This window comes from Vibrio sp. J2-3(2022) (genome assembly GCF_021725735.1).
In the GTDB taxonomy this organism is placed as follows: Bacteria; Pseudomonadota; Gammaproteobacteria; order Enterobacterales; family Vibrionaceae; genus Vibrio; species Vibrio diabolicus.
Genome location: NZ_JAKKCK010000006.1, coordinates 152987 through 172130, shown reverse-complemented (window position 1 = coordinate 172130; position 19144 = coordinate 152987). Strand labels below are relative to the sequence as shown.

Here is a 19144-nt window from a genome sequence, read left to right as displayed (position 1 = left end):
AAAATTATAATGATGAATGAACTCTTTCATCGCCTCAAGCGGCCCTTAGTGGCCGCTTTTGTTGGCGCCTCTACTACGCTCGCTTTTGCACCTTACCAGTTGTGGCCTATTGCCATTCTTAGTCCAGCTATTCTACTGATTCTTCTTGCTAACCAAACACCGAAACGCGCACTGTGGATTGGCTATGCTTGGGGGTTAGGTCAATTTGCAACTGGCGTTAGCTGGGTGTACGTCAGTATCTCCGGCTTTGGTGGCATGCCACTGATTGCTAATTTATTTTTAATGGGCTTGCTTGTCGCCTACTTGGCTGTTTATTCAGGCTTATTTGCCTGGCTAAACAACAAACTCTTTCCTCAATTTACGCTCACAAAAGCGCTTCTCGCTGCGCCCGCTTTATGGCTAATCAGTGATTGGTTGCGTGGTTGGGTGATGACCGGCTTCCCGTGGCTATGGCTAGGCTACAGCCAGATTGATGCTCCACTAGCAAGCTTTGCGCCTATCGGTGGCGTGGAACTGCTCACTCTGTTTATCCTTATTAGTGCGGGGGCATTAGCCTATGCTTGGGTTCATAAACAGTGGCTGATGGTGATTATTCCTGCGGTATTACTCAGCACAGGCTTTGGGATTCGTAACTACGATTGGGTAACACCTCGACCAGAAGACACGACTAAGCTCGCGCTGATTCAAGGTAACGTTGACCAAAACCTTAAGTGGCTGCCAAGCCAACGTTGGCCAACCATCATGAAATACGCCGATCTCACTCGTGAAAACTGGGACGCTGATATTATCGTCTGGCCAGAAGCTGCAATTCCTGCTTTTGAAATTGAAGTGCCTTCATTTTTGAGCAATATTGACAGCGCAGCAAAAATGAATAATAGCGCAATCATCACTGGTGTCGTCAACCAAGCTGAGGATCGACAGTTCTACAACAGTATTCTGTCCCTTGGCATCACACCATACGGTGACTACAGTTTCGACTTGAGCGAACGCTACCATAAGCATCACCTATTACCGTTTGGTGAGTTTGTTCCATTTGAGGATATTCTGCGCCCATTAGCGCCATTCTTTAACTTGCCGATGTCGTCGTTTAGCCGTGGGGCTTTTGTGCAGCCCAACATCGTTGCGAATGGCATGCACATGGCACCAGCGCTTTGCTATGAGATCATCTTTAATGAGCAAGTGCGTCAAAATGTGACTGACGAAACAGACTTCATTCTAACGCTTTCGAACGATGCATGGTTTGGTCACTCTATCGGTCCTCTTCAGCATATGGAGATCGCCCGTATGCGTGCCTTAGAATTAGGCAAACCGCTCATCCGCTCGACGAACAATGGATTAACAGCGGTAACCGATCACAAGGGTAAAATCGTTGAGCAAGTACCGCAGTTTGAAACTGCAGTACTGCGCGCAGAGCTCACCCCAACCGATGGGAAAACGCCATATCGAATCGTTGGTACTTGGCCATTGTATATTTGGGTTGGGTTAAGTTTAGCGCTGGCTTTCGGTTTAAGAAGAAAACAGAGCTGATAACAGCTTGAAAGTAGAAAAGACAAAAAAGAGGCGACCAAGCCTCTTTTTTATTCATTGCATTATACAGTCGTTACGCGCCATTTATGGCTTTAATGACTGGCGAGTAAAGCCTTTGTGACCACATTTAATACACGGAATGATTACAGTTGGGTGGTTATACGTTGTCTTGTGACCACACTCATCACAGACCAAAGTACCTAAGCCTATCACCTCTCCTGCTTCATATAGCCCTTGATGCTCTAAGTCATCGAACAACTCAACCCACTCAACTTTAGTTCGGTCTGTAATCTCTAACAACCCTTGCCATATCGAGTCCGCAATCGTTAAGTAAAACGGGCCGCTTTTGCTATCCTCGTAACTCTCTGAAAACTCTTTTAAGTCTGCTTTAAGGTACGCCTTGATTAAAGCCAATTCATCTTTGGTCAAGTCATTAGCAGCATCCACCACTTTGCCCGACGTCTCAATCGCTTTGTTAACTTCTTCCGGACTGTGCTTCAAGGTTTCAATCACATCCTCGAGCATTTCCTCATAACCTGTTTTACGTTTAGGCATAACTGACCTCCATCTTTCTCCTACCTGCGTCACTTAAGGGCGCATGGGTACAGATTGGCTATTGTTGTGATCCCTAGCTTTAGGTATTCTATGACGATCTATTTAAGTCTGTTCTAACCGAACTCACAAATTCCAAGATAACGGATACCATCGATGCAAGAACAATACAACCCACAAGATATTGAACAAAAAGTTCAAAAGCACTGGGATGACAACAAAACCTTTGTTGTAAGTGAAGACCCAAATAAAGAAAAATTCTACTGTCTATCCATGTTCCCATACCCAAGTGGTCGACTGCACATGGGTCACGTGCGCAACTACACTATCGGTGATGTAGTATCTCGTTTCCAACGCCTACAAGGCAAAAACGTGATGCAACCAATCGGTTGGGACGCATTCGGTCTACCTGCAGAAAACGCAGCAGTAAAAAACAAAACTGCGCCAGCACCTTGGACTTACGAAAACATCGAATACATGAAGAACCAACTTAAGCTTCTAGGCTTTGGTTACGATTGGAACCGTGAATTCGCAACATGTACACCGGAGTACTACCGCTGGGAACAAGAGTTCTTCACTAAACTTTACGAGAAAGGTTTAGTTTACAAGAAGACTTCTTCTGTTAACTGGTGTCCTAACGACCAAACTGTTCTTGCAAACGAGCAGGTTGAAGACGGTTGTTGCTGGCGTTGTGATACGCCTGTAGAGCAAAAAGAAATCCCTCAATGGTTCATCAAAATCACTGAGTACGCTCAAGAGCTACTAGACGACCTAGACAAGCTTGAAGGTTGGCCTGAAATGGTGAAAACCATGCAGCGCAACTGGATTGGTCGTTCTGAAGGTGTTGAACTGAAGTTTGAAGTTAAGGGTCAACAAGACCTAGAAGTTTACACAACACGTCCAGATACGCTAATGGGTGTGACTTACGTGGGCATCGCAGCCGGTCACCCTCTTGCAGCTCTTGCAGCAGAGAACAATCCAGAGCTTGCAGCGTTTATCGACGAATGTAAGAACAACAAGGTTGCAGAAGCTGAGCTAGCGACAATGGAGAAGAAAGGTATGGCAACTGGCCTTACTGCTATTCATCCATTGAACGGCCGCGAAGTACCAGTATACGTAGCAAACTTCGTATTGATGGACTACGGTACAGGCGCGGTAATGGCTGTACCTGCGCACGACCAACGTGACTACGAGTTCGCAACGAAGTACGGTCTAGACATCGTGCCAGTTATCAAGCCTGCTGATGGCAGCGAGCTAGACATCTCTGAAGCGGCATACACAGAGAAAGGTGTACTGTTCGATTCAGGTGAATTCGACGGCCTAGAATTCCAAGCGGCGTTCGATGCAATTGCAGCGAAGCTAGAAGCAGAAGGCAAAGGCACTAAGACTGTAAACTTCCGTCTACGCGACTGGGGTGTATCTCGTCAACGTTACTGGGGCGCACCAATCCCAATGGTAACGACTGAAGACGGTGAAGTTCACCCAGTACCTGCTGACCAACTACCAGTGATTCTTCCAGAAGACGTGGTAATGGACGGCGTAACCAGCCCAATCAAAGCAGATAAAGAATGGGCGAAGACCACATTCAACGGCGAACCTGCTCTACGTGAGACAGATACGTTCGATACGTTCATGGAATCTTCTTGGTACTACGCGCGTTACTGTTCACCGCAAGCAGACGACATCCTAGATCCAGAAAAAGCAAACTACTGGCTACCAGTAGACCAGTACATCGGCGGTATCGAGCACGCTTGTATGCACCTACTGTACTCACGCTTCTTCCACAAGTTGCTACGTGACGCGGGCTACGTAACGTCTGACGAACCGTTCAAGCAACTACTGTGTCAAGGTATGGTACTAGCTGATGCGTTCTACTTCGAGAACGAGAAAGGCGGCAAAGAGTGGGTAGCTCCAACAGACGTAGCCGTTGAACGTGATGGTAAAGGCCGCATTACTTCTGCTAAAGACACTGAAGGTCGCGATGTAACGCACTCAGGCATGATCAAGATGTCTAAGTCTAAGAACAACGGTATCGACCCTCAAGAAATGGTAGATAAGTACGGCGCTGACACAGTACGTCTATTCATGATGTTCGCGTCTCCAGCAGACATGACGCTTGAATGGCAAGAGTCTGGCGTAGAAGGTGCGAACCGCTTCCTGAAACGTGTTTGGAAACTAGTGAAAGAGCACACAGCGAAAGGCGCAGCAGAAGCAGTAGATACAGCCGCGCTTTCTGGTGATCAAAAAGCACTTCGCCGTGACGTTCACAAAACCATCGCGAAAGTGACGGACGATATCGCTCGTCGTCAAACATTCAACACCGCGATCGCAGCGATCATGGAGCTGATGAACAAACTAGCGAAAGCGCCTCAAGAATCTGCGCAAGATCGTGCAATCCTTGACGAAGCGCTGAAAGCTATTGTTGTCATGCTTTACCCTATCACTCCGCATATCTCATACGAGCTATGGGCAGCACTAGGTGAAACAGACATTGATAACGCGGCATGGCCGACGTTTGACGAAAAAGCGCTAGTTGAAGACGAAAAAACTATCGTTGTTCAAGTTAACGGTAAGCTACGTGCGAAGCTAACAGTTCCAGCAGATATCTCTAAAGACGATATCGAACAGCTTGGTCTAAACGACGAAAACGTGGTTAAGTTCACTGATGGCCTGACTATTCGTAAAGTCATTTACGTTCCAGGTAAACTGCTGAACATCGTTGCAAACTAATCACAGCTTGCAATTTGTCTCTGTTTAGCGAACTTATTTGTTAACCAAGAGTCATTAAACAGGGTAGTTCGCTACCCTGTTTATTTACCTCAAACCATTCACATGAGTGGTTTAAGGTAAATAACCCCTTCAATTTAGGATGAATACAATCAATGCGCTTTTTCTCTTTGATTAAACTACCAGTGGTATTGGTATTAGCGGGGCTTCTTTCTGCCTGTGGTTTTCACCTTCGCGGCGAGTATTCCGTACCGGAAGAGCTGCACACTATGTCTTTCTCCAGCTACGATGAATACAGTGAATTAACTCGCTATGTTCGCTCTCAACTCGAACTGAACAAAGTTGAACTTGTTCAACCATCATCGACTGTACCCAACCTTCATTTGACGGAAGCGACTATCGATGAGCGTACACTGTCTCTGTATCAAAATAGCCGTGCAGCAGAAAAAGAGCTGACATACGTAGTAAAATACCGTGTGACGATTCCTGGCTATGGCTCTAAAAACTTTACGACAACAGTAAACCGCAACTACCTAGACAACCCGTTGACGGCACTTGCAAAATCTGTTGAACGTGACGTAATTGAAGACGAGATGCGCTTGCAAGCTGCAAAACAGATGATGCGCCAGTTGGGCCGTATTCGTGCCGAATATGAAGCAGGACAAATCTCTGAGCCAGCGAACACAACCTCTTAATCACTATGCGAATTTATGCCGATAAATTAACGGATCATTTAACTAAACACGTTAAACAAGTTTACCTAATCTTTGGGAATGAGCCGTTACTGATTCAAGAGAGCCGCCAAGCAATCCAAAAGGCAGCGTTTCAACAAGGTTTTGAGGAAAAACACCGTTTTGCGGTAGACGCAAGCATCGACTGGAATCAAGTTTACGATTGCTTCCAAGCGATGAGCCTGTTCTCAAACCGTCAATTGATCGAGCTTGAAATTCCAGAGAGTGGCGTGACAACCGCCGTCAGCAAAGAGCTGCAAACACTGTGTGATATGCTGCATGATGACATCATGCTCGTCATTGTTGGTAGCAAACTGACCAAAGCCCAAGAAAATGCGAAATGGTTCAAAGCATTAAGCTCAAAAGGCGACTGGGTAAGCTGTTTGTCGCCAGATCTACAACGCTTACCTATGTTCATTCAGGCACGTTGCCGCACGTTGGGCCTAAAACCCGATCAACAATCACTGCAAATGTTGGCTCAATGGCATGAAGGTAACCTGTTTGCATTGTCACAAAGCTTAGAGAAATTGGCCCTACTCTACCCGGATGGTGAGCTGACCATCATACGTTTAGAGGAAGCCCTAAGTCGCCATAATCACTTTACTACGTTTAACTGGATCGACGCCTTACTGGCAGGTAAAGCAAACCGTGCACAACGTATTCTTCGCCAACTTGAGGCGGAAGGGGTCGAGACCGTGATCTTGATTCGAAGTGTACAAAAAGAGTTGAGCCAACTTTTAAATATGCATCAAGACTTAACTCAAATGGGAATGAACCAGGTATTTGAGAAATATCGAGTTTGGCAAAACAAGCGTCCACTCTATAACGCAGCACTGACCCGCTTATCGGCGAGTCGTATTTGTGCATTGCTCTCCTTGTTGGCTCAAGCAGAGATAAAAGCCAAAACTCAATATGACGAGTCTGTATGGCCAACTATTCATCAGTTGAGCTTAGAAACCTGCTCTCCTGATATTAAGCTGGCAATTTAAAAATCAAAGCGTGATATAGTGCGCGACCTGTTTTGCAAGCAAGAATGTAAAACACTGTAGAGATAAGAGACAAACCGAGGAAAACCGAGTGCTTCGCGAAGAACTGAAAGACTTTTTAGCTGATAAAGCCGACGACATGAAAGCGGAAGACATTATCGTCCTAAATGTGGAAGATAAATCAAGCGTGACAGATTACATGATCATCTGTACTGGCACATCCAAACGCCACGTTTCATCCATCGCTGACCACGTTGCAACAGAAGTGAAAAAAGCCGGTCTTGAGCCACTAGGAATGGAAGGTGAAAACGAAGGTGAATGGGTAGTCCTAGATATGGGCGACGCCATGCTTCACGTGATGCAAGAAGAGCACCGCGAACTCTACCAGCTAGAAAAACTCTGGGGTTAATCTTTTGAAAATTCAACTAATTGCTGTTGGCACAAAAATGCCAAAATGGGTTGAGGAAGGCTTTCAAGAATATCGTCGCCGTTTCCCACATGATATGCCATTGGAGTTGATTGAAATCTCTGCTGGCAAACGTGGAAAAAATGCCGATATCGCTCGCATCCTGCAAAAAGAAGGGGAAGCGATGCTCGCTGCGGTACCAAAAGGCAACCGTATCGTCACGTTAGATATCCCAGGTAAAAAATGGGACACTCCTCAACTTGCTGAGCAGTTAGAAGCTTGGAAATTAGATGGGCGTGATGTATCAATCTTAATCGGCGGTCCTGAAGGACTCGCTCCTGCATGCAAAGCTGCAGCAGACCAAAGCTGGTCATTGTCTGCCTTAACGCTACCCCACCCTTTAGTGCGTATCGTAATGGCAGAAAGCTTGTACCGAGCGTGGAGCATCACCGCGAACCATCCTTACCACCGCGAATAATCGTTGTTTAACTTTAGAGCCAAGCGTTAATGATTCGTAAGCGCCGCAGTCAAATCCGAGATTATCAAGCCGAAGCGCGTCTGTTTGCCAGCCGCGCTATTGTCGCTTTTATCGGCATTGTTCTCTTGATGGGAGCTCTGGTCGCCAATATGTACAACATTCAGGTGAACCAGTTTCAAGATTATCAAACCCGCTCGAACGATAACCGTATCAAAGTGGTTCCTATCGCGCCTAACCGAGGTCTGATTTATGATCGAAATGGTGTTTTACTGGCAGAGAACCGTCCCGTCTTTAACTTAGAACTGACTCCAGAAAAAATTAAAGACATTGATGCAACCATCCAAGAACTACAAACCATTCTGGAAATTACCCCAGATCAGATTGAACGTTTCCACCAAGAGCGTAAACGGACTCGTCGATTTAAGTCGGTCCCACTGCTTACCCAACTGAACGAAAAACAAGTAGCGGTATTCTCCGTCAATCAGTACCGCTTTCCTGGTGTAGAAATAAGTGCGACCTTAAAGCGCTACTACCCTTTCAGCGAAGTCTTAACCCACGTGATTGGTTACGTTTCTCGGATCAATGATCGCGACATGCAGCGCCTGATCCGAGAAGAAAAAGACGCAAACTATCAAGCCACTCGCGACATTGGTAAGCTAGGTATTGAAAAATACTACGAAGACCTCTTACACGGTACAGCCGGATATCAAGAAGTCGAGGTAAACAGCCGCGGCCGAGTAATTCGTACCTTAAAGTACGTTCCACCTGTACCCGGAAAAGACATCGTTTTAAACCTTGATATCAACTTGCAGTTGTACGTACACCAATTGTTGGACGGCCGCCGAGGCAGTGCTGTAGTGATCGATCCTAGAGACAACGGCGTACTGGCTATGGTTTCAAGCCCTAGCTACGACCCTAACTCGTTCGTGCACGGAATCTCAGGTAAAGACTATCGTGCCCTTTTGAACGATAAAAACCGTCCTCTGGTCAACCGCACCACACTTGGCATTTACCCACCTGCGTCTACCATCAAGCCATTTATGGCGGTAGCCGCGCTGCAAGAAGGCGTCGTCACACCTAACACCACACGAAATGATCCTGGTTATTGGCGCATACCAAACTCTAACACACGTCCGTTCCGGGACTGGTTGCGTTGGGGGCACGGACGCGTCGATATCATTAAGTCGATCGAAGAGTCTGTTGATACCTTCTACTATCAAATCGCTTATGACATGGGTATTGACCGTATTTCGAATTGGATGATGATGTTCGGTTTTGGTGATTACACTGGCATCGATATCTACGAAGAAAGTAAGGCGAATATGCCGACTCGTGACTGGAAAATGTCTCGCCATAAAACCCCGTGGTACAAAGGCGATACGATCCCTGTGGGTATCGGCCAAGGTTATTGGACAGCAACACCAATGCAAATCGCCAAAGCGACCTCCGTATTAGTAAATGAGGGAGAAGTGATCGCACCTCACTTACTAAAAGCGACGATAGAGAACGGCAACGACTTCGAAGAACAACAAACAACAGAATACGTGACTTACCCGCCAATCAAGAATGTACCGAAAAAGTACTGGGATATGGCGAAAGAAGGCATGCGTCGGGTAAACCATGGCACGCGCGGAACAGCTCGCCGCTCATTCTACAAAATGAGTTATCAAACAGCGGGTAAATCAGGTACTGCACAGGTCTTCGGTCTGGGTGAAAACGAAGAGTACAACGCCGATGAGATCGCCGAGCACTTACGTGACCATGCGTTATTTACTGGCTTTGCACCATTTGATGATCCAAAAGTGGTCGTCACTGTAGTACTAGAAAACGCCGGCGGTGGTTCTAGCAACGGTGCCCCAGTAGTAAGGAAAATTTTTGACCGAGTCGTTCTAGGCCCAGAAGAAATTGAGCCTGAAAACAATGCGAAGAAAGAGGTAAAACAGTAATGAAGATGGATCCCTCTACAGGTAAAAATCGCGCCCTGTTTGAACGCTTCCATATCGACTTACCACTCCTACTTGGCATATTGGCCCTGATGGGGTTTGGCCTCGTGATCATGTACAGCGCTAGTGGCCAAAGTTTACTGATGATGGATCGCCAAGCTATGCGGATGGTGCTTTCACTCGTTGTGATGATCGTTCTTGCGCAGCTTTCTCCACGAACCTACGAGAGCCTGGCACCTTTGATGTTCGTCGGCGGCGTCATACTGCTCTTTGGCGTGCTGTTTTTCGGTGAAGCCTCGAAAGGCGCACAGCGTTGGCTTAACCTCGGTTTTGTGCGCTTTCAACCTTCCGAGTTATTGAAGCTCGCGGTGCCATTAATGGTGGCACGCTATGTAGGTCGACAACCCCTTCCGCCAACGCTAAAAACACTCATCGTTGCACTGATTATGGTCTGCTTGCCAACCATCCTCATTGCAAAACAGCCTGACTTAGGGACCTCTATTCTAATCGCCGCTTCCGGTATTTTTGTTATCTTCCTCGCGGGCATTAGTTGGAAAATCATCGCTGGTGCCGCCATCGCACTCGGTGGTTTCATTCCGATTTTGTGGTTCTTCTTGATGCGCGAATACCAAAAAGTTCGCGTACGTACTCTGTTTAACCCAGAGTCAGATCCGCTTGGTGCGGGCTACCACATTATTCAGAGTAAAATCGCGATTGGCTCTGGTGGTATTTCAGGCAAAGGTTGGTTGCAAGGCACTCAATCACAACTGGAATTTCTTCCTGAACGACACACTGACTTTATCTTTGCAGTAATTGCTGAAGAATGGGGTATGATTGGCTTCCTTTGCCTTTTAGCCATCTATCTATTTATTATTGGACGAGGTTTATACCTCGCCAGCCAAGCGCAAACTGCATTTGGACGAATGATGGCAGGCAGTATTGTACTCAGCTTCTTCGTGTATATTTTTGTAAATATTGGCATGGTAAGTGGCATCCTACCTGTAGTAGGTGTACCGTTGCCACTCATTAGTTATGGCGGCACATCAATGGTAACCTTGATGGCTGGCTTTGGTATTCTGATGTCAATTCATACGCACCGAAAAGCATTCTCTAAGGCGACCTAGACATGCAAAAACGCGCTTTATATTCCTTGGTTTTCTCTGCTCTTATTTTGGCAGGCTGTTCATCAACTAGCCAAAAAGAACAAGAAGGCCGTTACGAACTCGAATCCGATGTTGCACCGGATACACCGCTTTCAGTCGAACACATCGAGGATGCGCACCCTAAATATGAACCGTACAGCCTAGGTGGGAACAAAGATTACCACTTGCGTGGCAAAGACTACAAAATAGTTCGCGATGCCAAAGGCTTTAAAGAAAAAGGCCGCGCATCTTGGTATGGGAAGAAGTTCCAAGGTCATTTGACTTCTAATGGCGAAATCTATGACATGTACTCAATGACAGCGGCTCATAAAACGCTACCGTTACCGAGTTACGTAAAAGTCACCAACACTGACAACGGCAAAACTACCGTAGTACGAGTTAATGACCGAGGTCCGTTTCACGATGGCCGTATTATCGATTTAAGCTATGCCGCAGCACATAAGTTAGATGTGATAAAAACAGGTACAGCTAACGTGGAAATTGAAGTAATCAGTATCAATCAGCCCACGGATAAAAAATCTTTAGAAGCGCACCCTAAGTACGTTATTCAGGTGGCATCATCAAAAAATGAAGAACGCGCACGAACTTTAGGGACAGAGCTTGGTCAAAAACTGGAGACAGAAACTTTCCTAGAAAATGCGAAAGAGTCTTATCGCTTGTTGTTAGGGCCATTTACTGACTATTCCCTGACGCAAGCCACTCTAGATAAAGTAAAGTTGCTCGGCTATTCGTCTGCATTTATTAAAAAACACAACACTGCCAAATGACCTAGTGTCATGAATTTCTCCTCGATCCCCTCTTACATAGCTGGGGATTCTGATAAGATGTCCGCAGTTAACCCAAAAATTTGAATTACCATGAATAAAAATAAGTTTGTGAAATCTATTCTCGTTTCTTCGGTTGCCCTTTCTGCAACTTTCGCTCAATCTGCTCTTGCATCACCTATCGTTGTTCCAGATGCCCCTCAAATCGCTGCGAAGGGCTACGTTCTGATGGATTACCATTCAGGTAAAGTACTGGCAGAGAAAGAGATGAACACAAAGTTGTCTCCAGCCAGTCTGACTAAGATGATGACCAGCTACGTAATCGGCCAAGAACTAGCGCGTGGTAATATCTCAGAAGATGACGATGTCACCATCAGTAAAAATGCATGGGCGAAAAACTTCCCTGAATCATCAAAAATGTTCATTGAAGTGGGCACAACTGTAAAAGTACGTGACCTAAACCGCGGTATCATCGTCCAGTCTGGTAACGATGCCTGTGTAGCAATGGCTGAACATATTGCAGGCTCAGAAGATGCGTTTGTTGACCTAATGAACGCTTGGGCCAACACACTAGGTATGACGAACTCGCACTTTGCAAACGTTCATGGCTTAGATAACGCCGAGCTGTACTCGACACCATACGACATGGCATTACTAGGTAAAGCCCTGATCCGTGACGTACCAAATGAGTACCGCGTGTACTCAGAGAAGAAATTCACTTACAACGGCATCACCCAATACAACCGTAACGGTCTACTTTGGGACAAGAGTATGAACGTTGATGGCATCAAAACGGGTCACACAAGCAATGCAGGTTACAGCTTAGTAAGTTCAGCAACTGAAGGTCAAATGCGTTTGGTTGCGGTCGTAATGGGCACGAAAGATGCCAATGCTCGTAAGTCAGAAAGCAAAAAGCTACTAAGCTACGGCTTCCGTTTCTTCGAAACAGTAGCGCCGCACAAAGCAGGTGAAACGTTCGTTGAAGAAAAAGTGTGGATGGGTAACAAAGACACTGTAGCGTTGGGCCTTGACCAAGATACTTACGTAACACTACCACGTGGTGAAGCGAAAAACCTAAAAGCCAGCTTCGTCCTTGAAAAAGAGCTAGAAGCCCCAATTAATAAAGGTGATGTAGTTGGTAAGCTATACTATCAGATCGATGGTGAAGATATTGCCGAATACCCACTAATGGCACTAGAAACCGTAGAGCAAGGTAGTCTATTTAGCCGCATGTGGGATTACATCGTATTGTTATTCAAGAGCTTTTTCTAAGAAGAACGTTAGAGTAGCAAACTTATTCGCAAAGCCGCCTGAAAGGGCGGCTTTTTAAGTTTGAGATCCTCGTCTTGAGTTCCCCCTAATTTGACTGTACTATTTCGCACCGCAACGAATATCTACTGGAGTTATCGATATGCTAACCATCAACTCTGATGCAAAATTAAAAGACCTGCTTGAGTTCCCTTGTTCATTTACTTACAAGGTAATGGGTCATGCAAAGCCTGAACTTCCAGAGCTTGTTCTTGAAGTTATTCAGCGCCATGCTCCAGGTGACTACAGCCCGACCGTTAAACCAAGTGCTAAGGGCAACTACCACTCGGTATCAATCAACATCACTGCAACGTCTATCGAGCAAGTTGAGACGCTATACAAAGAGTTAGGTGAAATTGACATCGTGCGCATGGTTCTATAATTTTTTGATAGATTAAATTTTTTTTGAAAGCAGCTTCGGCTGCTTTCTTTTTATTTATCAACCAGATAACAAAACTTTACATCGCTTTCAGTTAAAAATCTGTTACTCAGCGGTAGAGCATCAGGGTTATCCGGTTTATAATCCAAAAACTTTATATATTAGCAACAGGAATTCCCATGCAACACCAACTTGTTGTAAAACGACTTGGCCGCCAAGACTATGAGCCTGTATGGAAGGCGATGCATGAGTTCACCGACCAACGCACAGAAGAAACCCCTGATGAAGTCTGGTTGGTAGAACATAACCCAGTATTTACGCAAGGTCAGGCAGGTAAAGCTGAGCACCTTATTAACACTGGTGACATTCCTGTTGTACAAAGTGATCGCGGAGGCCAGGTTACGTATCATGGCCCTGGTCAGTTGGTCGCCTATTTCTTGATCAACCTACGCCGCAAAAAATTAGGTGTACGAGATCTCGTTACCACTATCGAGAACCTCGTGATCAACACGCTAAAAGCATACAATATCGATTCGGCCGCGCGACCTGACGCACCAGGCGTTTACGTTGACGGTAAAAAAATATGCTCTCTCGGTTTACGCATTCGTAAAGGATGCTCGTTTCATGGCTTAGCCTTGAACGTAAATATGGATTTAACACCGTTTCTGCGTATTAACCCTTGTGGTTATGAAGGTATGGAAATGGTTCAGGTCAGCCAATTTGGCGGCCCAGACAATGTAGAAGCCGTAGAAAAACAATTAATAGAAGAACTCGTTACTTTGCTCGACTATGAGCAAGTAGAATTCAGCACAGAAGCACCTTCTCAAGGTAATAAAGCATGAGCAAACCAATCCAGATGGAAAAAGGCGTTAAATATCGTGACGCCGATAAAATGGCATTGATTCCCGTAAAGAACATGCCTACAGAGCAGAAAGAAGTGCTACGTAAGCCTGATTGGATGAAGATCAAGCTACCAGCCGACAGCCAACGAATTCAAGACATCAAGGCGGCGATGCGCAAGAATAAACTTCACTCCGTATGTGAAGAAGCATCTTGCCCTAACCTAGCGGAATGTTTTAACCACGGTACAGCTACCTTCATGATCCTAGGTGCCATTTGTACTCGTCGTTGTCCTTTCTGTGACGTTGCTCATGGCCGCCCATTACCACCGGAAGCAGAAGAGCCTCAAAAACTGGCGAAAACCATCGCCGATATGAAGCTGAAATACGTAGTAATCACTTCTGTAGACCGTGACGATCTGCGTGATGGTGGTGCACAGCACTTTGCCGACTGTAACCGCGAGATCCGTGCGTTGAACCCGCATATTAAGATTGAAACTCTGGTTCCTGACTTCCGTGGTCGTATGGACGTAGCGCTGGATCTAATGAAAGACAACCCACCAGATGTCTTCAACCACAACCTAGAAACTGCACCACGTCTTTACCGTAAAGCTCGCCCAGGTGCGAACTACAAATGGTCACTTGAGCTTCTTAAGAAGTTCAAAGAGCAGCATCCAGATGTACCGACCAAATCTGGTTTGATGATGGGTCTTGGTGAAACCAAAGAAGAAATCATCGAAGTACTGAAAGATCTACGCGCACACGGCGTAACGATGCTAACTCTAGGTCAGTACCTAGCGCCAAGCCGTCACCACTTGCCAGTAGAGCGTTACGTTCCGCCATCAGAGTTTGACGAGCTAAAAGAAGTTGCACTAGAGCTTGGCTTCACGCACGCAGCGTGTGGTCCATTTGTTCGCTCTTCTTACCATGCCGATATGCAGGCTCAAGGCATCGAGATTAAATAAGCACTCGCTTATTTTGAAGAGAAAAGGTTGGCTCAGTGCCAACCTTTTTTGTATCAGTCAAATGGTGATAAAAAGCCATTCTACCTCCGTCATTCTGAACAGCGAGGAACGAGCGTGATTGAGAATCAGTTTCCAACGTACTGATGATTTTTTGGGGAAACGCTGAGTAAAAGAGTGTGCCTCAACAAGATTCCTGATCTCGCCTAGGCTCGTCGGTGACGTAGTTTGAATATATTGAAAAGAGACAGTGTTGGTAGCCATCCCCTTATCACACACTCTTCTCTATATCTCATTCCAAACGCCAGACAAACAAAAAGGCCCTCAATTGAGGACCTTTAGTATATCAATGTTCAAAATAGACGAGTCGAGTTCTAGGAGAACACACGGAGTTTGCGCGAGCAAATGAGTATGTTCGACACCGAAATCGACTCATTTTATGAAGAACAGTTAGGCGTAAACCGGTAGACGCTTACAAATTTCGAGCACTTTCTGTTTAGTCGCTTCGATAACTTCTTCGTTGCCGATGTTATCTAGAACGTCACACATCCAGTTTGCTAGCTCTTTTGCATCTTCTTCAGTGAAGCCACGGCGAGTGATCGCTGGCGTACCTACACGGATACCAGACGTTACGAATGGGCTGCGTGGGTCATTTGGTACCGAGTTTTTGTTCACTGTGATGTTTGCTGCACCTAGTGCCGCGTCTGCATCTTTACCAGTGATGTCTTTGTCGATCAGGTCTACAAGGAACAAGTGGTTTTCTGTGCCGTTAGATACGATTTTGTAGCCACGCTCTTGGAATTGACCAACCATTGCTTTTGCGTTTTTCACTACGCGAGCTTGGTAAGCTTTGAACTCTGGCTCCATCGCTTCTTTGAACGCGACTGCTTTACCAGCGATAACGTGCATTAGAGGGCCACCTTGACCACCAGGGAACACTGCTGAGTTCAATTTCTTGTACATATCTTCGCCAGCATTTGACAAGATAAGACCACCGCGAGGACCTGCTAGTGTTTTGTGTGTTGTTGTTGTTACTACGTGAGCGTGTGGAACAGGTGTTGGGTATTCGCCTGCTGCGATAAGACCCGCTACGTGCGCCATATCAACGAAAAGGTAAGCATCTACTTTGTCAGCGATTTCACGCATGCGCTTCCAATCAACGATTTGCGAGTAAGCAGAGAAACCACCGATGATCATCTTAGGCTTGTGCTCAAGCGCTAGCTGTTCCATCTCGTCGTAGTTGATTTGACCCGCTTCATCGATACCGTAAGGGATAACGTTGTAGTGCTTACCAGAGAAGTTTACTGGAGAACCGTGAGTCAGGTGACCACCGTGCGCTAGGCTCATGCCTAGAACTGTATCGCCTGGGTTAAGAAGCGCCATGTAAACCGCGCTGTTTGCTTGAGAACCTGAGTGAGGCTGTACGTTCGCGTATTCACAACCGAACAGTTTGCATGCACGGTCGATAGCAAGTTGTTCCGCTTTATCTACGTACTCACAACCGCCGTAGTAACGCTTGCCTGGGTAGCCTTCAGCGTATTTGTTCGTTAGCTGAGAACCTTGCGCTTCCATTACACGTGGGCTTGTGTAGTTTTCAGAAGCGATAAGTTCAATGTGTTCTTCCTGGCGAAGAGTTTCTTCCTGGATAGCTGCGAACAGTTCCGCATCGTAATCTGCGATGTTCATATCACGCTTAAGCATCTGTATCTCCTGACTCAGATTAGTACTGAAAGTTGCAAAAAAACTGTTGAATGACCCTACGCAAACGTTTTCGTCACCCTAATGGCGCGCATTCTACATAATTTGATCTGGGTCATAAAGAGAAATTTACAATTTTTCTCATGCAGTTTTTTCATGATGGCAAGCAATCTGTATCACGCCCGCATTGCAATTGCATAACGACGATCTATTGCCTGTCAATTTTGTGCTTTACACCCTGTAAAACAGCAATTACATAGGTTTACCGTAAATTTTACCCTCTAGCTACCGAAAAGATCATCTTTTTACTACTATGCACGCCTTATTTATCACTAATGACTGCAACATTGATGGAAAAACACTCATTAAAAGAAGACTGGATAGCGATTCTCACGGGTACTTTTTTGGTAGCTCAAGGCGTTTTCTTTCTCCAATCCGCAAACCTCCTAACAGGGGGGACGACAGGATTGGCTCTGCTTATTAGCCAATTTACACCTTTTACGTTTGGTGTGCTGTACTTTTTAGCAAACAGTCCCTTTTACTTGCTAGCATGGAAACGCTTCGGCCGTCATTTCGCCATTAATAGTGCCATTTCTGGCGCTTTGGTTTCTATCTTTGCCGATCATCTTTATTTGCTAATCTCGCTCGAATCGGTAAATGAAGTTTATTGTGCCGTCGCAGGTGGGCTTTTAATGGGACTCGGTATGCTGATCTTGTTCCGACATCGCTCCAGCTTAGGTGGCTTTAACGTGCTGTGTTTATTTATTCAGGACAAATTTGGCATTTCAGTTGGCAAAAGCCAAATGGCAATCGATGCGTGCATCCTGTTTGCGTCATTCTTCTTTGTCACTCCAGAAGTAATTGGTCTTTCGATTTTGGGCGCGTTTGCACTGAATGTCGTGTTAGCGATGAACCATAAGCCTCATCGCTACTCCGTGACCTACGGCTCATAAACTTTTGATGATAATTGGAGCGCAATTTATAAGATTTCGCGCTCCAATCGCTATATAATATTTCGCCATTTCCAAATAACGCGGTGCGGTATGCGCGATTTTTTGCAACAAGCCAAACAAACTCACAGTTGTATTGCGATTGGCGAGTTGGTCTATAATCCGAAGACACAAACTCTTCATCAAGACACTGTCGCGATTGATCTCGAACCTCGTACCATTGAGTTATTAGAGCTGCTGCTAACAAGCGTGGGACATCCGCTCTCTGCCGATACTATTATCGAAACCATTTGGCAGAGCAAATTCATCTCTAAGAATGTACTCACTAACCGCATTAGCACCTTACGTGCGCTGCTACAACAGCATCTCCCCGAGTACGATGCGACTAAGCTCTTGGTCACTTATCCTCGCAAAGGTTACTTTCTAAACCCTGCGAATATCCGTTTAGTACCACCAGCGAAAAACCATCGACGTGCTATTACAGCTCAAGTTGCGAACCGTAAGAACATAAAGCTGATTTGTGCTTATAGCTTATGTGCCGTACTTACGGTTTGTAGCGTGACGCTCGCAAGCTTGTTATGGCAACGCCAAGAGATTTCAACGCAACAAACACGTCATCAGTTACTTATCCCCAAAGTCGAACTGCTGCTCAACCGTGTCGATGCGATTGGCTCCCAAGCAAGAAAATATCGCATACTGGTCAAAGCCATCTTGCTGCAACAACAGGTCGAATATCCATACACCGACATCGCCAACCAAGACGCTCCCAGTTACTTTCTTGATCCTATCGGTCATACGCCGTATTTCCCTGGCGCGCGAAACATGCAGACCAGTGATTACGAACTCAACATAGAGTTAAAAGACGGCGCAGAGCAAGGCACCTTGAAAGCTCAGATGAACCTTATTTATCCTGCGACAGGGAAACTGGCGTTTCGCAACGAATACACACTGCGCTTATCCGACCTACAATCGGATATCTTCCAAATTCACTCAGATGTCGCGCAATACTTCAACTTGCCTGCACCTTCGGCAAGCACATGGCAGCTGTCAGACGTTCACCAAAAAATGCTGTTTGAGAATGTCTTTTCTAACCAACCTCTCCAACAAGCTGATGAGTTTGCAGCGATCACAACCGCAAGGCATCTCGCTTTGTACGAGCAAGAACCTCAAAAGCTGGAAGCGTATTTGACGCAAGTGCAGTCGTCGTTCGATGTTTTGCCAGATGAGCTAAGCCTCTGGTTGGGCGTATTGCATTTCAAACTAGGTAACCTAGACCGAGCAAAAGTTCTGCTGACCACTCCAGATGGCGACTCACGTATTCAAAACGCGCTGATTTATACGTTTGTGTCTCACATCGCTTATAAACAAAACAAACTCGAACAGTTCCGTCTCAACTACATGGAATCACTGGTGGCACTGCTGCGCGTTTTACCTTCCGAGACATTGTTTGAACGTCTTTCTCAATCTGAATCGAAAGAAACTTGCCTTCAACCATGGAAAACGTTGCATGTCAGTTTGACCGATCAAGAAATTATCAGCCGATGGAAAGCGCTCATCAACGAGTATTGCACCAACGTAGCTAACGAAATAAGCCCAAATAAAACAAAGACCTAAATATAAAATTAAGCTTTCGTTAAGCCCTATTAGCTTTTGTTTTTTGCCCTTTTTAGCTCACTAAACTTAGCATGCTCGCATTCAAGCAACGGCCCAACATGAAACGGCCTAATCAAT

Annotated in this window: 17 protein-coding genes; 15 read left to right on the top strand and 2 right to left on the bottom strand. The window is 45.8% G+C overall.

Annotation, left to right across the window (positions count from 1 at the left end; all coding sequences use genetic code 11):
* Window positions 1-9 precede the first annotated feature (9 nt).
* The gene (gene lnt / locus L3V27_RS19880; protein WP_104974405.1) at window positions 10-1527 is read left to right on the top strand and encodes an apolipoprotein N-acyltransferase; all 1518 of its coding nucleotides are present in this window, start codon (window positions 10-12) and stop codon (window positions 1525-1527) included.
* Between the two features lie 84 nt (window positions 1528-1611).
* On the opposite strand, the gene L3V27_RS19875 is transcribed toward lnt, so the two are convergent.
* Window positions 1612-2082 carry a zinc ribbon-containing protein gene (locus tag L3V27_RS19875; RefSeq protein WP_005373024.1) on the bottom strand — a complete coding sequence of 157 codons (471 nt, stop codon included), beginning with the start codon at window positions 2080-2082 and terminating at the stop codon, window positions 1612-1614.
* 153 nt (window positions 2083-2235) lie between these two features.
* Here L3V27_RS19875 and leuS point away from each other — a divergent pair, with 153 nt between their 5' ends.
* From leuS to lipA, 12 genes are all read left to right on the top strand, one after another.
* A complete protein-coding gene (leuS, locus tag L3V27_RS19870; protein WP_005391313.1) occupies window positions 2236-4809 on the top strand; it encodes a leucine--tRNA ligase in 2574 nt (857 codons plus the stop codon).
* A 152-nt stretch (window positions 4810-4961) separates the two neighbouring features.
* The gene (lptE, locus tag L3V27_RS19865) at window positions 4962-5501 is read left to right on the top strand and encodes an LPS assembly lipoprotein LptE (protein ID WP_237312595.1); all 540 of its coding nucleotides are present in this window, start codon (window positions 4962-4964) and stop codon (window positions 5499-5501) included.
* A 5-nt stretch (window positions 5502-5506) separates the two neighbouring features.
* Window positions 5507-6526 carry a DNA polymerase III subunit delta gene (gene holA, locus L3V27_RS19860; protein ID WP_012842066.1) on the top strand — a complete coding sequence of 340 codons (1020 nt, stop codon included), beginning with the start codon at window positions 5507-5509 and terminating at the stop codon, window positions 6524-6526.
* 88 nt (window positions 6527-6614) lie between these two features.
* On the top strand, window positions 6615-6932 hold the full coding sequence (gene rsfS / locus L3V27_RS19855; protein ID WP_005373015.1) for a ribosome silencing factor: 318 nt from the start codon (window positions 6615-6617) through the stop codon (window positions 6930-6932).
* 4 nt (window positions 6933-6936) lie between these two features.
* On the top strand, window positions 6937-7407 hold the full coding sequence (gene rlmH / locus L3V27_RS19850; RefSeq protein ID WP_017821762.1) for a 23S rRNA (pseudouridine(1915)-N(3))-methyltransferase RlmH: 471 nt from the start codon (window positions 6937-6939) through the stop codon (window positions 7405-7407).
* A gap of 29 nt (window positions 7408-7436) precedes the next feature.
* Entirely contained in the window at window positions 7437-9353 is a 1917-nt protein-coding gene (mrdA, locus tag L3V27_RS19845) for a penicillin-binding protein 2 (protein ID WP_005391316.1), read from the top strand.
* Entirely contained in the window at window positions 9353-10474 is a 1122-nt protein-coding gene (gene rodA / locus L3V27_RS19840) for a rod shape-determining protein RodA (protein WP_005391317.1), read from the top strand. Before mrdA ends, rodA begins: the two co-directional genes overlap by 1 nt.
* Before the next feature lie 2 nt (window positions 10475-10476).
* Entirely contained in the window at window positions 10477-11280 is an 804-nt protein-coding gene (locus L3V27_RS19835) for a septal ring lytic transglycosylase RlpA family protein (RefSeq protein ID WP_237312593.1), read from the top strand.
* Window positions 11281-11370: 90 nt separating this feature from the next.
* Window positions 11371-12549 carry a serine hydrolase gene (locus L3V27_RS19830; RefSeq protein ID WP_012842069.1) on the top strand — a complete coding sequence of 393 codons (1179 nt, stop codon included), beginning with the start codon at window positions 11371-11373 and terminating at the stop codon, window positions 12547-12549.
* A gap of 139 nt (window positions 12550-12688) precedes the next feature.
* Window positions 12689-12967, top strand: a complete 279-nt coding sequence (gene ybeD / locus L3V27_RS19825; RefSeq protein WP_005384135.1) for a DUF493 family protein YbeD — start codon at window positions 12689-12691, stop codon at window positions 12965-12967.
* A gap of 176 nt (window positions 12968-13143) precedes the next feature.
* Window positions 13144-13806, top strand: a complete 663-nt coding sequence (lipB, locus tag L3V27_RS19820; protein ID WP_005391320.1) for a lipoyl(octanoyl) transferase LipB — start codon at window positions 13144-13146, stop codon at window positions 13804-13806.
* On the top strand, window positions 13803-14768 hold the full coding sequence (gene lipA / locus L3V27_RS19815; protein WP_005391329.1) for a lipoyl synthase: 966 nt from the start codon (window positions 13803-13805) through the stop codon (window positions 14766-14768). The genes lipB and lipA overlap by 4 nt, the downstream gene beginning before the upstream one ends.
* A 447-nt stretch (window positions 14769-15215) precedes the next feature.
* Here the strand turns inward: lipA and glyA are convergent, their stop codons facing one another.
* Window positions 15216-16466, bottom strand: coding sequence for a serine hydroxymethyltransferase (gene glyA, locus L3V27_RS19810; protein ID WP_005391333.1), 1251 nt, complete (start codon window positions 16464-16466; stop codon window positions 15216-15218).
* A 347-nt stretch (window positions 16467-16813) separates the two neighbouring features.
* Between glyA and L3V27_RS19805 the strand changes: the two genes are divergently transcribed.
* Both L3V27_RS19805 and L3V27_RS19800 read left to right on the top strand, forming a co-directional pair.
* Window positions 16814-17416 (top strand): YitT family protein, encoded by a 603-nt coding sequence (locus tag L3V27_RS19805; RefSeq protein ID WP_031780204.1) that lies wholly within the window; start codon window positions 16814-16816, stop codon window positions 17414-17416.
* A 90-nt stretch (window positions 17417-17506) separates the two neighbouring features.
* Window positions 17507-19027: a winged helix-turn-helix domain-containing protein gene (locus tag L3V27_RS19800; protein ID WP_237312591.1), complete on the top strand. Its 1521-nt coding sequence runs from the start codon at window positions 17507-17509 to the stop codon at window positions 19025-19027.
* The last annotated feature ends 117 nt before the right edge of the window (window positions 19028-19144 follow it).